We start from the raw sequence: 14928 nt of genomic DNA, 5'->3' as shown, positions 1-14928 counted from the left end.
TGCGCATAACGAAAAATCTGCAAAGGTCCAGCACTGACCGCAAGAGAAAAACCTGTTGCTTGATTTAGGGCCGTCTCTGTCGTTACGGCGCGGCACATCCCAGGGAGCCCGCCATTGCCCACAGACATAGCGTTTCTGGCCATTGCCGAAGCCCATCAGATTTACCACTGGCTGCCCGCGGCGCTCGCGCTGTCGGGCCGTCCGGACGTCAACGTGCATGTCCTGTCTCCATCGGACAGGATTCTCGATCTGATCGCAAGTTATGATCCTGATCGGAAGTTGCGCCTTGTTCGCCTGCGCCGTCCGCCCTTCCCGCCCGATTCGCTGTTCCGGCAGCCGTCGCGCCTTTTGACGCTGGCGCTCAATTATTCGACGATTCGCCGCCACCCCCTGCTGGTCACGACCGAAATTTCGAGCGGCTGGCTGCGCAAGATGCCGGGCTTTTCGTCGCGCATGGTGCACATCAAACATGGAGCGGGAGATCGGGAGGGCGGATACAAGGCGCGCCATTCGACCTTCGATTTCACTCTGGTGGCGGGCGAGAAGGACCGGCGGCGGATGATCGACCGGGGCCTTTGTGCGCCCCAGAATTGCGCTGTCGGCGGCTATGCCAAGTTTGAACTGAAAGCGCCGCCGCAGCGCTTTTTCGACAATGACCGGCCGGTCTTGCTCTACAATCCCCATTTCGATCCGGCCCTGTCGTCATGGGTGCGCCATGGCCCGGAAGTACTGGCCGCGCTGGAAGCGCTGGAAGGCTGGAACGTGATCATAGCACCGCACACCAAGCTTGCCAGCCGCGCCGCCCCGATCCGGACCCACGCGCCGCATATCCGCGTCGACATGGGCAGCCGCCATTCGATCGACATGAGCTACACCGTCAGCGCGGACCTCTATCTGGGCGATGTGTCGAGCCAGGTTTACGAATTCCTGCTCACGCCCCGCCCATGCGTGTTCCTGAACCTCGACCGGCGCGACTGGACCGGCGATCAAGCCTTCGCGCACTGGCGGCTGGGACAGGTGATCGATGATATCACGGCGCTGCCCATGGCGCTGGACCGCGCGACAGGCTTGCAAGCGGGGTTCGTTGATGCTCAGGAAGCCGCCATGTCCGATTCCATTGACAGCTCCCCCACCCTCGCCTCCGAACGGCAGGCTGACCTCATCCTCGATTTTGCCCGGAAATCCGGAAGGACCACGGCCGCATGACGCAGACGATCACGACCACTCTGGGACCGGTGCGGCTACTGGGCGCCAATGCGACCCGCATCTGGGGCATGCCCAACGCCGAACGCTGCCGCCGCATGGCCGAAAGTTCGGCGAAAAACGGCAGCGCCCAGGCGGAGGGGCATGAACTGCTGTTCAATCTGGCCTATGCTTTCGATCCGATGCTGCTGCGATTGGCGCTCGAGGAGCCGGGGACGGTTTTCGCCTGGGGCGCCACGCCGATCGTCGGCCAAATATCGGTCGGCAGCGATCCGTTGAGCGCGACACATATCGTCGACCTGTCGGATGGGCGGAAGCTTTACAACCGGCAGTTGCGCAAGCTCGAGCGCCCCTTTGTCAGGGAACTCACCCCCGCGACCCGGCGGGGCATCGAGCGGCAAAGCTATTTTGGCGCCTATAAAGGCGTGACGGACCTGCTGACCAAATATCTCTGGCCCGAACTGGCGCTGTGGCTGACGCGGCTGGCGGCTTCCCTCGGCATGACGCCGAATATGGTGACGGCCATCGGCGCGACGCTCTGCGTGGTGGCGACCTATTTGTTTTCCCAGGGCCTCTATTGGACCGGCATGCTTGCCGGATTTATCTTCATGGTGCTGGATACGGTTGATGGAAAGCTTGCCCGTTGCACCATCACTTCGTCCAAATGGGGCAATGTCGCGGACCACGGCGTGGACCTGATCCACCCACCTTTCTGGTGGTATTTCTGGGGCGTGGGCCTGTCGGCCTGGGGGCTGGCGCTGTCCACGCAGACTTTCACGCTGGTGATGGCGGCGGTGATCGTCGGCTATGTGCTGCAACGGCTGATCGAAGGGATGTTCATCAAGGATTTCGGCATGGACATCCATGTCTGGGGACGGTTCGATAGCTGGTTCCGGCTGATCACCGCGCGGCGCAATCCCAATATGGTGATCCTGTTCATCGCGCTGCTGGCGGGGCGGCCGGACATAGGGCTGATCGCGCTCGCCTGGTGGACCGTGATTTCGCTGATCGTCCATGCGGCGCGGCTGATGCAGGCCTATGGCGTGCAACGCTCCGGCCGGTCTGTCGTCAGTTGGATGGAGGCATGAATTGAGGGAGATTGGTGCATGAACGCGACCATCGGGAAATTCGGCTTTCCGGCAACATTGATTGCCGAGTTCGAGCATTGGGTGGTTCTGCTACGACCCGCTCAGCCGACGCTGGGGTCCCTGGTGCTTGCAGCCAAGTCGGACGCCACCGCTTTTGGCGATCTGGCGGCGGAGGCCCATGCTGAACTCGCCATCGTGACCAAGGCGATTGAAAAGGCGCTGACCGAGGCCGTCAGCTATCGGAAACTCAATTATCTGATGCTGATGATGGTCGATCCGCATGTGCACTTCCATGTGCTGCCCCGTTACGAAGGCAGCCGGGACCATGCAGGCATCGCGATTCCCGACGCGGGATGGCCGGGGCAGCCCGACCTCGGCAGCGCGGTCAAGCTCGACTCCGAACAGATCGCAGCGCTGACCGCCTGGCTGAAGCCCTATTTCGCGTAACGCCCCTCGGCCAGCCAACGGGCGGTGAGCGTCTTCGCCGCCTCAACATCCTGCGGGAAGTCGACTTCCTGCCAGTCCAGCCCCTCGATCGAGACGGTGCCGACGCGATTGCCCTTGGCGATGATGTCGATGGCGCGCAGATACCAGCGCTCGACGCCCTCCGGCGTGCGCATCATCTGGTCGATCTGATTGCGGAAGATCGCCGCTCCCTCCCCCTTGAACGCCAGCATGCCGATCGATTCGGCATTGGTGTCGGGCGGCAAGAGCCGCTTGCCGATGGCGTGGAGGCGGCCCGTCTCATCTCGGTTCACCTTCATGTCGTCATCGTCATAATCGCCCTGCTTGACGTCGACCGTCACGGTGATCGCATCCTGCGCGCCCGCGATCAGCTTGCCGACGATCTCGTCCGATACGATGGTGTCGCCGTTCAGGATGATGAAGTCGCGGTCCATCTCCTCCCGCACGATCCAGCAGGTGCCGAGATTGTCCGCGACCTGAAAGAAGGGATTGAACACGGTGCGGATGCGCGCGCCGGTGTCGCGATAGAGTTGCAGCGCATGATCCTCCACCCGTTCCGTGCGAAATCCGGTGACGACGACGATGTCGGTCACGCCATTGGCGGCCAGCGCCGCGATCTGCCAGCTGATCAGCGTGCGGCCGTTGAAATCGATCATGCATTTGGGCACGTCGCGGGTCAGGGGAAGAAGGCGCGATCCCTGTCCCGCGGAAAGGATGATGGCTTTTGTGATGCTCATGGAGCCGGGCTTTAGAGCAAAGACCGCGCGATGGACAGCATGTGTTGCATCGCACCCTACCCGATCCTAGATAGACGCGCGCCGGTCGGTCGGCGCGCCAGGGAAAGGCCGGTAGTCTAGTGACGAGCAAGCGCGGATCGGCTGGCGCTGAGGAAGGCTTCGCCCGCATCCTGGCGAATACCGGCTGGCTGCTGGGCGGCAAGGGCGTGGGCGCGGTGCTGAGCCTTGCCTATCTCGCCATTGTCACGCGCACTTTGGGCGTCGCCGATTTCGGTCGGTTCGCGCTGGTGCTGAGCGCCGCCAACGTGATCAAGACGCTGGTGAGCTTCGACAGCTGGCAGATCGTGGTCCGCTATGGCCAGCCGCATCTGGCGTCCGGCGATGGCGATGCGCTGAACCGGGTGCTGCGCTTGTGCATCCTCATCGATCTGGCCTCAGCCCTTGCCGGAGGGCTGATCGCGGCCTTCGTCATCCTCGCCTTCGGATCGCTGATGGAATTATCGGCCGACATGGGCTGGCAAGCCTGGATCTTCTGCATGGTGATGATGATCACCATCCGGTCCAGCCCGACCGGCGTGCTGCGGCTGTTCGACCGTTTCGATTCGGGCGCCTTTGCCGAAACGATGATCCCCGTCGGGCGGATGATCGGCGCGGCGCTGGCCTGGGTGCTGATGCCCAACGTGACGGGCTTCCTGATTGCATGGGGCGCTGCGGAGCTGCTTTGCGCGGCCAGCTACTGGTGGCTGGCGATCAGCATCGGGGGTGACAAGCTTGGCCATTGGCGGGCGGGCCGCGCGTGGGATGCGCGGGCGGAAAACCCCGGCATTGTCGGCTTTCTCACCGCGACCAATTTGCAGACCACGTTATCTTCGGTGGGCCAGCAGGTAGCGGTACTGGTGGTCGGCCTGTTCGTGGGACCGGCCGGAGCCGGCCTGTACCGGCTCGCCAACCAGCTCGCCAATTCGCTGACCAAGATTTCCAGCCTGCTCTCGCGCAGCATCTTCGTGGAACTGAGCCGCACCCATTCGAGCCACGGCGCGCAAGCGCTGGGGACGCTGTTCCGGCGAACCAACCGGCTGGCATTCATTGCGGGCGCGGTCATCATCGCGCTGATCCTGACCATCGGGCATCCCCTGCTGGGGCTGATTGCCGGCAGCGAATTCCTGCCGGCCTATCCACTGCTGCTGCTGCTCGGCATCGCAGCCTGCATCGATCTGGTCGGTGTGAGCTATCGCCCACTGCTGATGGCGACCGATCGGGCAAGCCTGTCGCTACGGATCACGCTGGTTTCCACAGGCCTCCTGCTGGGAATGCAGGCCGCGTTGCTTCCCATCTATGGGACGATCGGCGCAGCCAGCGCGAATATCATCGCTTCCGTCGCGGGCTTTGCGATGATGGGGCTGGCGAGCCGGAAAACAGTGGGGCACTGAACCGGCCTCACTCATTGCCCTAGCAAAAGCGTGCAGGAGAATAGGGAGCCGGATCGATAGCGGCGACTGCGGGCGGCAACGCCTCCCCCCTCAGCAGGGCGGCCGCCAGCAGGGCTGCGGCAGGCGAGGTCTGGATGCCGAACCCTCCCTGCCCGGCGAACCAGAAAAAGCCTCGCGTCGCCGGATCGAAGCCATAAACCGGCGCCCGGTCGCGGGAAAAGCTGCGCAGGCCCGCCCATTTCCGCTCCACCGCTTCGACCGGCCAATCCACCACCGCCTGGAAGCGCGCGACCGCGCTCGCCACGGCCAGTTCTTCAGGCGCGGCGTCGCATGGCGGCGATGGTTCCTCATCATGCGGAGTCAGCCAGACGCGTCCCTCGCTCTCCGGCCTGAAATAGAATTGCGAGGCAAGGTCCATGACCAGCGGCAGGTCGGCGGAGGGCATGGTGGGCACGCGCAATTGCACGACCGTTCGCCGCAGCGGAGCGATACCGATCGGTTCCACGCCGCAGGCCGCCGCAACCACATCCGCCCAGGCTCCTGCCGCGTTGACGATGATGCCGCAATCCATCGCGCCCTTGTCCGTTTCGATCCGCCAACCGCCAGCCGACCGCATGGCCCCTTTCAGCGTCGTCGCCAGCCGGATCTCGCCCCCCCGCCGGCGGAACTGCCGCAGCCAGGCCTGATGCAGCGCCGCCACGTCGATGTCGCAAACGCCCGGCTCCAGCACGCCCAAAGTCCATTCCGGCCGAAGCCCCGGAACCAGCGTTGCAGGATCGACCGGTTCCAGCCTCACCTTGTCGCCGAAGGCGCGCAGCAATTGATCCCGCGCGACTCCATCCTGCGCCCGCCCGACATGCAGCGTCCGGCGGGGCGACAGAAAGGAAACATCGGAAAAATCGGGATCGGGCGCAGCCAATATAGGTCCCGACGCGGTGGTCAGCGGCTGGACAGCCAGCCCGCCATAGGTTTCCTCCCAAAAGGCGACGGACCGGCCAGTGGCGTGATAACCGGCGCAGGTTTCCATCTCCAGCATCAGCACACTGGCATGCTCCGCCAGCGCCGCGCCAAGGCTGGCCCCGGCAATCCCGCCGCCGACGACGACGATATCGGGCCGGGTCATCGGGGCGCAACCTCATCCAGGAAGCCATCGATCCGCGCCAGCGCATCCAGCCGCACCGGGTCCAGTTCCCGCAATATCTCGTGCGCCGCCTCGCGCCCGTAGACATGCAGCCGCGCGCCGGGAATCCGCGCGGCGATGCGTCTTATGGCGGGAGTCGAAACGAGCTGGTCGGTTTGCGCCGCCAGGATCAGCAAGGGCATGACGATCCGCTCGATCCCCTGCCCCTGCTCCAACGCATGCGTGGAATGCAGAGCCTGCGCGACCCATTTCCAACTGGGCGGCCCCAACGCCACGTCGCGGCTGTGATCCCGCCACCACAGCTCATCGGCATAGCGTTCAGGATCATGGGTCAGCCGTTTCTGCCGCATCCGCCGCTGCCGTTCGGATTCCTCCTTCTGCGTCCAGGCCTGTTTATCGGCATGGCCCAGCCTGCACATCGCCTCCGCGATGCCGACCGCCAGCCAGCGCGGCAGGGGCATTGTATGCACCCCCATCATCGGCGCCACCGTCACCGCCGCATCGGGCGCCGCCATCCCCTCGGCCAGCGCCCGCAGCAGCAGATGGCCGCCCATGCTATGCGCGACGATCACCCTCGGCCCCTCCCCCTCAGCGCGCCAGTCGGCGGCAAAGGCATTGAGGTCGGCAATCCATGCGCCGAAATCGTCGATATGCCCGCAAAGCGGATCTCCGGTCGTCCGGCCCGACCCGCCCTGCCCGCGCCAGTCGAAGCTGGTCACGGCCCAGCCGCGATCCGCCCAGTGGCGGATGACTTCGAGATATTTCTCGATCATGTCCCCCCGGCCGCCCAGCACCAGCATCCGGCCGCGCCTGCCCTCGCCCAGGCGATAGCGCCGCAGCGGCCAGCCATCGGGCGCATTCCAATAATCAAGCCGCCCGTCCATCGGCCAGACGCGGCGATCGAAAAGGCTGGGAACGAAGCGGGGCGAATCCATCGGCGGCATGGTTACGCTTTGGTAAGCCATCGGGTCTACACTTTCGAACCCATGACGGGGGATATTTTCAGACTGGCGCTGATTGGCGCCCTGGCTTTGCTGTTGATCGTGGCGTCTGTCACCGATCTGCGGTCGCGCATCATCTCCAATCGGCTGAACCTGACGGTCGCCGCGCTGGCGCCGCTCTGGTGGCTGGCCTGCGGCCTGCCGTTCTGGCCGGGCATGGCGGTGCAACTGCTGGTCGCATTGATCGTGTTCATCGCCTTTGCCGCGCTGTTCGCCTTTGGATGCATGGGTGGCGGCGATGTGAAGCTGCTCGGAGCGCTGGCGCTCTGGTTTCCGTGGCAGGCGACCCTGTCGATGTTGATGCTGATGGCGATGCTGGGGGGCGTCGTCACCATCATAACCGTCGTGCACCATCGCATGACCCGGCGGCTGGGGCAGCCGCAAATCCCCTATGGCATTGCCATATCGGTCGCCGCGCTTTGGCTGATTGGCGAACGATATATTAACCAATTTGCGTGAACATCCGGGGCTCAGGCGCAACTCGTCTGATTGAGGGAGGCGAATTTCATCATGGATGCCAAGAAGATCGTGCTGTTGGTGGGAGCGCTTATCATAGCGATCACTACAGCCTTGCTCGCACGCAACATGCTGAGTTCGTCAGGCGCTCCGCAGGCGGGTGCATCGTCCATGCCGGTAGAGGCGGACCAGCCGCATGTGCTGGTCGCCACCAAGGCCCTGCCCGTGGGCACCATATTGGATGCGGAGAGCTTCCGCTTCCAGCCCTGGCCCAAGGATCTGGTCGAGCAGGCCTATTATCTGAAAGGTCAGGCCGACCCGCAGAAGCTGGTGGGCAGCGTCATCCGCACCGCCATCTCCGCCGGCCAGCCCATGACCGTGGGTTCAGTGATCAAGCCGGGCGATCGCGGCTTCCTGGCCGCCGCACTCGGGCCGGGCATGCGCGCCGTGACGGTGCCGGTATCGGCGCAGAATTCGGTCGCGGGCTTCGTCTTCCCCGGCGACCGCGTCGACCTGGTCCTGACGCAGAGCGTTAGCGGCGGCGGCGACGGCGAACCGCTCAAGGTTTCCGAAACCATCCTGCGCAACCTGCGCGTGCTGGCCACCGACCAGCGCATGGACGCGCTGGGCTCGGACGGCAAGCCGGTGGTCCAGACCTATTCCAACGTCACCATCGAAGTGACGCCCAAGATTGCCGAGAAGATCGCTGTCGCGCAGACCATCGGCTCGCTCTCGCTTTCGCTGCGTTCGTTGGCGGACAATTCGTCGGAACTGGACGCCGCCATTGCCGGCAGCGATCTGGACCTGCCCGACGGCAGCAATCCCAATGCCGAAAAGAAGGTCCTTGCCAGCATCGCCACCCGCCCGGTCGACAGGGGCGGCACCTATTCCACCGGCGCCGATGTCTCGCGCTATCAGCGCAGCAGCGTCCCCGCCAAGCCCCTGCAAGGCATGCCCGCGGGCGGCGCTCCCATGGCGGGCGCGCCCGCCGGTGTCATCGTCAGCCAGGGCCCTGTGATCCGCATCGCCCGTGGCACCAACGTGACCGTCGTTCCGGTCGGGGGGAAGTAAGATGAAAGGGTTTACTGTTCATCGCCAGAGCGCGGCCAAGCCGCTGCTCGGCCCGGCCATCGCGCTCGGTCTGGCGGTCGCCGCCGCGGCTGCGCCCACCGTCGCGCTCAACGCCGCGCCCGTTTCGATGCAGGACAATGCGATCCTGATGTCGGTGGGCGGCAGCAAGGTGATCAACCTGCCGGCCAAAATGTCGGATGTGGTGATCGGCGATCCCGATGTGGTCGACGTCCATGTCCGGTCGCAGAACCAGCTTTATCTGATCGCGAAGAAGGCGGGCGAAACCACCGTGTTCGCGACGGCTACCAATGGCAAGGTGCTGTTTTCCGGCACGGTTCGAGTCGGCAACAACCTGACCAGCATTGATGAAATGCTGAAACTGGCGATGCCGAACGCGGACATTGCAGTGAACAAGATGAACGGCATGGTCCTGCTGACCGGCACCATCGCCGCCCCCGAAGACGCAGCGGAAGCCGAACGGCTGACGCAGGCCTTCGTCGGCAAGGAGGTAACGGTGGTGAGCCGCCTGCGCACCGCGACGCCGCTTCAGGTCATGCTGCAGGTCAAGATTTCCGAAGTCAGCAAGGATGTCGGTCACAAGATCGGCACCAACTTCGCGTCGGTCGATCGAAGCGGTGGCAATGTGGCCGGCAATATCGGCGGAGGCACACGCAATTTTGCGACTTATACGCGAGGCAGCCTGACACAAACACTCAATTCCGATGGCACCTATACATCAACTGGTACGCCCAGCTATTGGACTTTCAATACTCCTCTTGATGGCAGCTTCAGCCTAGGTGGCATCGCCAAGATATTAGGAATCGACGTCGCCGCCGCGCTGGATCTAGCGGAATCAAGCGGCCTCGCCACCACCCTCGCCCAGCCCAACCTGACCTCGCTGTCAGGTGAAACGGCAAGCTTCCTGGCAGGCGGCGAATATCCCTATACTGTCAGCAACGGCACGCAGGGCAACAGCATCGAATTCAAGCAATATGGCGTGCAGCTGGCCTTTACGCCGACCGTGCTGGCTGACGGCCGCATCTCGCTGCGCGTCCGTCCGACCGTATCAAGCCTCGATTTTTCCATCAACGCCAGCGTTCCGGCCCTCAAGAGCCGTACCGCCGAAACCACGGTCGAGCTGGGCTCGGGCCAGGCCTTCATGATCGCTGGCCTGTTGAGCAGCGATACCGCGAACAATATCAACAAAGTTCCCGGTCTCGGTAACCTGCCGATCCTGGGCAGCCTGTTCAAGTCGCGCAATTTCCAGCGCAACGAGACGGAACTCGTCATCGTCGTCACCCCCTATCTGGTGAAGCCGATGAATGCATCGAGCGTGCGCCTGCCGACGGACGGCTTCCGCAACGCCAATGAGGGTCAGGGCCTGTTCCTGCAACAGGGCCATGACGGCATCAGCGGCGCCCGCGCCCCAATGCCGAGCCGCGCCCCCGGGGAACCGGTGCCCGCGCCGAGCCCGCAGGCTTCGGCGGCGCTGCCGCCCGTCGCCGCCCGAGACACAGCACGAGACTCCGGCAAGCGTTCGAAAGACGCCGCGCCAGGCTTCAGCTTCTGATCCGAAGGACGAAAGACATGACTTTCCAGTCCCGCAAATCCATCCTCCGCCTCGGCGCGCCAGCCCTCATGGCGTTGTCGCTGGCCGCCTGCCAGACGGATCAGGGCGCCAATCGCGGCGTGGAGTCGGTGCATCAGCCGGTCGTCAGCCACACCAGCTTCACCTATGACGTGCAGGCTGGTCCCGATGGTGGCCTGACCGCCTCGGAAGCCCGCCGCCTCGACGATTGGTTCGGCTCGATCGGTCTGGGCTATGGCGATCAGGTCGCCATGGCGACTGACGCGGCCTATTACAGCCCGGCCTTGCGCGAAGGCATTGCCGATGTCGTGGCCCGCCACGGCATGCTGGTGGGGGAAGACAGCACCGCCGCGGCCGGCACCGCGCCGCAGGGCAGCGTCCGCCTGATCGTGCGCCGCGCCAGCGCCCGCGTACCGGGTTGTCCAGACTGGTCCGACAAGCCGGAAACCGACCAGCAACTGGGCGCATCGTCCAATTTCGGCTGCGGCGTGAATAGCAATCTGGCAGCGATGATCGCCAATCCGGAAGATCTCGTCCGGGGCCAGAGCACCGACAGCGACCTACGGACCGCCACGTCGAACCGCGCGATCTCCACCTATCGCGAAAAGGCTCCGACCGGTTCCGGCGACCTCAAGACCCTGACCGGAGGCAAGTGATATGAATGCTCCCTGGAAACCCGGCGCGGCCGGCCAGCGCGACCCGTTTCACGCCTTCGTCTGCGACGATCACAGCTTCGACCTGCTGCGCGTGGTCGCCGCCGAAATGGGATGGGCGCCGGAAAAGGTGAACAAGGGCGGCATGCGCAATGCGGTGCAGAGCCTGTCGATCACCGCATCGCCCCAGATCCTGTTCATCGACATGTCGGAAAGCGGCGATCCGCTGAACGACATCAACAGCCTTGCCGAAGTGTGCGAGCCCGGCACGGTCGTCATCGCGGCAGGTCAGGTCAATGACGTGCGCCTCTACCGCGACCTGCTGTCCAGCGGCATTCAGGACTATCTGCTCAAGCCCTTCGGCGCCGATCAGTTGCGCGACGCGCTGGCGCAGGCGCAGGCGGTATTCTTTGCGCCCCGCGATGCTGGCCCCGAACGCCCGCACATGACCACCGCCGTCATCGGCACGCGCGGCGGCGTGGGCGCATCCAGCATCGCCACCTCGCTCGCCTGGCTGCTGAGCGACAAGAAGAAGCGGCCGACCGCCCTGCTCGACCTTGATGTCCATTTCGGCACCAATGCGCTGGCGATGGACCTGGAACCCGGCCGCGGCCTGACCGACGCGATCGAAAATCCCAGCCGTATCGACGGTCTGTTCATCGAGCGCGCCATGGTCCGCGCCAGCGACACGCTCGCCATCCTGTCGGCCGAAGCACCGATCAGCCAGCCCCTGTTGACCGACGGCGGCGCCTTCTATCAATTGCTGGAGGAATTCCGCGCTGCCTTCGAATGCAGCGTCATCGACCTGCCGCGCGGCATGCTGATCCAGCACCCGCATCTGATGAGCGACGTGAACGTCACCGTGGTCGTCACCGAATTGACGCTGGCGGCGGCACGCGATTCGATCCGCATTCTCTCCTGGCTCAAGACCAATGCGCCCCAATCGCGCGCGCTGGTGGTGGCCAATCGCGTCCATCCGGGCGCGCTGGAGATCAGCCGCAAGGATTTCGAACAGTCGATCGAACGCAAGGTCGACCTGCTGATCCCCTTCGACCTCAAGGTCGCATCGCAGGCCGCGAAGCTCGGCAAGACGCTGGCGGAAACAGCCAAGGGCAGCAAGGTCGGCGCCGCCTGCGCCATGCTGCTGGACAGCGTTTTGGGCGCGGCGGAGGATGCCGAGGCCAATGAGGGCGGTTCACCCCCGGCCAGGAAGGGCGATTCCCTACTGGGCAAGATCAGCGACCTCAAGAGCATGATCCCCTCCCGTCGCAAGGAAAAAGGCGCGGCCTGAGGCAGGACGGTCACGCCCGCCCCCTGGCATTCCGGGGAGCGGCTGACCTTTGACGGAACCGGATTTGGAGCAGGCAGGCAGATGAACGGCAATATCATCCTGATGGCGGTGCTGCTGACGACCATGCTGGGCTTGATCGTCATGGCCTTTGCCGGCCCCTCTCCCGTCAAGGCGCAGAAACGCCGCATGGAGACGATCCGCGGCCGGCACAGCGATTCCACCGAAGCCATGCTGGAAGCCCGCATGCGCAAGGCGATTTCCAATCGTCCGGCCAGCAACGAGGCATCGATGCTGGTGTCGCTGGTGCCCAATCCGGAAAATCTGGCCAAGCGCATCCGCATGACCGGCAAGAAATGGACGGTCAGCCAGTATATGACCACCTGCGCGGTGATCTTCCTGCTGCTTTGCGCTCTGCTGATGCTGCGCGGCTTCCCGCCCTTGTTCGCGGTGATGCTTGGCCTCGCCGCCGGCCTCGGCCTGCCGCACATGTGGGTCAGCCGGCTGATCAAGGGGCGCGTTCAGAAATTCAACGCCAAATTCCCGGACGCGCTGGAACTGCTGACGCGCGGCCTGCGCTCAGGCCTGCCGATCGCGGAAACGCTGAACGTCGTGTCGAGCGAAATTCCCGGTCCCGTGGGCGAGGAATTCAAGCAGATCACCGAACGCATCAAGATCGGCAAGACCATGGACCAGGCGTTGCAGGAAACCGCCGATCGGCTGGGCACGCCGGAATTCCAGTTCTTCGTGATCAGCCTGGCGATCCAGCGGGAAACCGGCGGCAACCTGGCGGAAACCCTGTCCAATCTGGCGACGGTGCTGCGCCAGCGCGCGCAGATGAAGCTCAAGATCCGCGCCATGTCCTCGGAATCCAAGGCGTCCGCCTATATCATCGGCGTGCTGCCTTTCCTGGTCTTCGGCCTGATCTGCTACATAAATTATAATTACATGTCGCCCTTCTTCACCCCCGATCCGGCAGGCGTGTTCGGTCTTTCGACCATGCAGGTCATCGGCATCGGCGGCATGTGCTGGATGGCGATCGGCGCTTTCATCATGGCGCAGATGATCAACTTCGAAATCTGACAGGGCCCCAGAAGATGGAAAATATACCCGTCCCCGCAGGCACCCTGTTCGGTCTGACCGCCACCGATTTCGGCACGCTGCTCGCCGCGCTGGCGACGCTGGCGACGCTGTTCGCCCTTTACGCGGTGATGACCGTGCGCGATCCGATGGCGAAGCGGGTCAAGGCATTGAACGAACGGCGCGAACAGCTGAAGGCCGGGATCACCGCCTCCACCGCGCGCCGCCGCGCGAAGCTGGTCAAGAAGAACCAGGCGACGGACCAGATGCGGTCCTTCCTGTCAAGCCTGAAGGTGTTGCAGGACGATCAGCTGAAGGATGCGCAAATCCGCCTGGCGCAAGCCGGCATACGATCCAAGGACTGGGCCGTCGCGGTGATTTTCGGCCGCCTGATCCTGCCGATCGTCATCGGCGGCGCCGCCGCGCTGCTGCTCTATGCCGTGGGCATCTTCCCCGAATGGGGCGGGGCCAAGCGCTTCATGGCCTTTGCAGGCGCGCTGCTGCTGTCCTACAAGGCGCCCGACATCTTCATCGACAACAAGATTCAAAAGCGCTCTGCCGCAATCCGCAAGGGGCTGCCCGACGCGCTCGATCTGCTGGTGATCTGCGCCGAGGCGGGCCTGACCGTCGATGCCGCCTTCAGCCGCGTCGCCCGCGAACTGGGCAAGGCCTATCCGGAACTGGGCGACGAATTTCATCTGACGGCGATCGAACTCAGCTTCCTCACCGAACGGCGCATGGCTTTCGAGAACCTTGCCACCCGCGTCAAGCTGGACGCGGTGAAGGGCGTGGTGACGACCATGATCCAGACCGAGAAATACGGCACGCCTCTCGCATCGGCGCTGCGCGTGCTGTCGGCCGAATTCCGCCATGAACGCATGATGCGCGCCGAGGAAAAGGCCGCGCGCCTGCCCGCGATCATGACGGTGCCGCTGATTCTCTTCATCCTGCCGACCCTGTTCGTCGTCATTCTGGGCCCGGCGGCCTGCTCGATCAGCAAGGCCTTCTGAAAAGTTGAGAGGGGCGGCACGGGCGCTGCCGTAGCGTCCCTTCGGAACCGGCAAGAAACCGTTGATTTTTCGCCTTGGCGGCACGGCCGGTTTCGCCTTATCCGAACCGTGAAGACGGACAATATGGAGAGGTTCATGCCCCTTATCGCCATCCGCGGCGCTCTCATCCTTCTAACGCTGGCCGCCGCCCTGCCCGCTTGGGCGGCACAACCCATCACCGGACGCTGGGCCACGGTCGAGGGCAAGGCGATCGTCCAGATCGCGCCCTGCGGCAAGACGCTCTGCGGCCGAATCGAGAAGATCGTGAAGCCCACTCCCGGCCGACCCCAGACCGACATCCAGAATCCCGATCCGGCGCTGCGCAGCAAGCCACTGGCCGGGCTGGCGCTGCTCACCGGCTTTGCCGACGCGGGCGATCTCTGGAAGGGTTCGATCTACGACCCGGAAAGCGGCAAGACCTATAACAGCAAGGTCAGCCGCAATGGCGATGGAACGCTCAAGGTACAGGGCTGCATCATGTTCTTCTGCAAGACGCAGACCTGGACGCCCGTAAGATAGAGACGGCAGTTATGGGTGGAGGTGGAAGTCAGCCACAATCCATTTCGTCATCCCAGCCTCCGCTGGGATGACGGAGAAGGGCGGTTGTCGGACGGTCCGCTACTGACCCTTCCCTGAAGCGCACCGTGCTCCTGCGAAGGCAGGAGCCCAGTTCAAACG

At 64.1% G+C, this 14928-nt stretch carries 15 protein-coding genes; 12 read left to right on the top strand and 3 right to left on the bottom strand.

The genetic code is table 11. From position 1 onward, the window contains the following. Nucleotides 1–114 precede the first annotated feature (114 nt). Genes RUH75_RS09940 through RUH75_RS09930 form a run of 3 tightly spaced genes read left to right on the top strand, consistent with a single transcriptional unit; the run spans nt 115 to nt 2738 of the window. Complete coding sequence (locus RUH75_RS09940) at nt 115–1206, top strand: glycosyl transferase (RefSeq protein WP_313805288.1); 1092 nt, start codon at nt 115–117, stop codon at nt 1204–1206. Beyond that, entirely contained in the window at nt 1203–2291 is a 1089-nt protein-coding gene (locus tag RUH75_RS09935) for a CDP-alcohol phosphatidyltransferase family protein (RefSeq protein WP_313805286.1), read from the top strand. Before RUH75_RS09940 ends, RUH75_RS09935 begins: the two co-directional genes overlap by 4 nt. 18 nt (nt 2292–2309) lie before the next feature. Continuing rightward, nucleotides 2310–2738 carry an HIT family protein gene (locus tag RUH75_RS09930; RefSeq protein ID WP_313805284.1) on the top strand — a complete coding sequence of 143 codons (429 nt, stop codon included), beginning with the start codon at nt 2310–2312 and terminating at the stop codon, nt 2736–2738. On the opposite strand, the gene RUH75_RS09925 is transcribed toward RUH75_RS09930, so the two are convergent. Then, a complete protein-coding gene (locus RUH75_RS09925; RefSeq protein WP_313805280.1) occupies nt 2726–3493 on the bottom strand; it encodes a phosphocholine cytidylyltransferase family protein in 768 nt (255 codons plus the stop codon). The genes RUH75_RS09930 and RUH75_RS09925 overlap by 13 nt on opposite strands. Nucleotides 3494–3612: 119 nt before the next feature. Here RUH75_RS09925 and RUH75_RS09920 point away from each other — a divergent pair, with 119 nt between their 5' ends. Beyond that, complete coding sequence (locus RUH75_RS09920) at nt 3613–4923, top strand: lipopolysaccharide biosynthesis protein (RefSeq protein ID WP_313805276.1); 1311 nt, start codon at nt 3613–3615, stop codon at nt 4921–4923. Nucleotides 4924–4942: 19 nt separating this feature from the next. On the opposite strand, the gene RUH75_RS09915 is transcribed toward RUH75_RS09920, so the two are convergent. Together RUH75_RS09915 and RUH75_RS09910 are read right to left on the bottom strand one after the other, a co-directional pair. Continuing rightward, nucleotides 4943–6046, bottom strand: coding sequence for an FAD-binding oxidoreductase (locus RUH75_RS09915; RefSeq protein WP_313805274.1), 1104 nt, complete (start codon nt 6044–6046; stop codon nt 4943–4945). Further along, nucleotides 6043–7008, bottom strand: a complete 966-nt coding sequence (locus RUH75_RS09910) for an alpha/beta hydrolase (protein WP_313805420.1) — start codon at nt 7006–7008, stop codon at nt 6043–6045. The genes RUH75_RS09915 and RUH75_RS09910 overlap by 4 nt, the downstream gene beginning before the upstream one ends. A gap of 42 nt (nt 7009–7050) precedes the next feature. Between RUH75_RS09910 and RUH75_RS09905 the strand changes: the two genes are divergently transcribed. The 8 genes from RUH75_RS09905 to RUH75_RS09870 all read left to right on the top strand — a co-directional run bounded on the left by RUH75_RS09905 (nt 7051) and on the right by RUH75_RS09870 (nt 14769). After that, nucleotides 7051–7524: a prepilin peptidase gene (locus RUH75_RS09905; RefSeq protein ID WP_313805272.1), complete on the top strand. Its 474-nt coding sequence runs from the start codon at nt 7051–7053 to the stop codon at nt 7522–7524. Nucleotides 7525–7575: 51 nt separating this feature from the next. Beyond that, nucleotides 7576–8592, top strand: coding sequence for a Flp pilus assembly protein CpaB (gene cpaB, locus RUH75_RS09900; protein WP_313805270.1), 1017 nt, complete (start codon nt 7576–7578; stop codon nt 8590–8592). Nucleotide 8593: 1 nt separating this feature from the next. Then, nucleotides 8594–10162: a type II and III secretion system protein family protein gene (locus tag RUH75_RS09895; RefSeq protein WP_313805268.1), complete on the top strand. Its 1569-nt coding sequence runs from the start codon at nt 8594–8596 to the stop codon at nt 10160–10162. A 17-nt stretch (nt 10163–10179) separates the two neighbouring features. Next, nucleotides 10180–10836 carry a CpaD family pilus assembly protein gene (locus RUH75_RS09890; RefSeq protein ID WP_313805266.1) on the top strand — a complete coding sequence of 219 codons (657 nt, stop codon included), beginning with the start codon at nt 10180–10182 and terminating at the stop codon, nt 10834–10836. A gap of 1 nt (nt 10837) precedes the next feature. Then, complete coding sequence (locus RUH75_RS09885; RefSeq protein WP_313805263.1) at nt 10838–12124, top strand: pilus assembly protein CpaE; 1287 nt, start codon at nt 10838–10840, stop codon at nt 12122–12124. An 81-nt stretch (nt 12125–12205) separates the two neighbouring features. Further along, nucleotides 12206–13204, top strand: coding sequence for a type II secretion system F family protein (locus RUH75_RS09880; protein WP_313805260.1), 999 nt, complete (start codon nt 12206–12208; stop codon nt 13202–13204). Between the two features lie 14 nt (nt 13205–13218). After that, nucleotides 13219–14211: a type II secretion system F family protein gene (locus RUH75_RS09875; RefSeq protein WP_313805256.1), complete on the top strand. Its 993-nt coding sequence runs from the start codon at nt 13219–13221 to the stop codon at nt 14209–14211. Nucleotides 14212–14346: 135 nt separating this feature from the next. After that, on the top strand, nt 14347–14769 hold the full coding sequence (locus tag RUH75_RS09870) for a DUF2147 domain-containing protein (protein WP_313805253.1): 423 nt from the start codon (nt 14347–14349) through the stop codon (nt 14767–14769). Nucleotides 14770–14928 lie beyond the last annotated feature (159 nt).

Source organism: Sphingobium sp., from assembly GCF_032153725.1.
Lineage (GTDB): Bacteria > Pseudomonadota > Alphaproteobacteria > Sphingomonadales > Sphingomonadaceae > Sphingobium.
The sequence above is the reverse complement of the archived record's forward strand: the minus strand, read 5'-3'. Positions and strand labels throughout refer to the sequence as shown.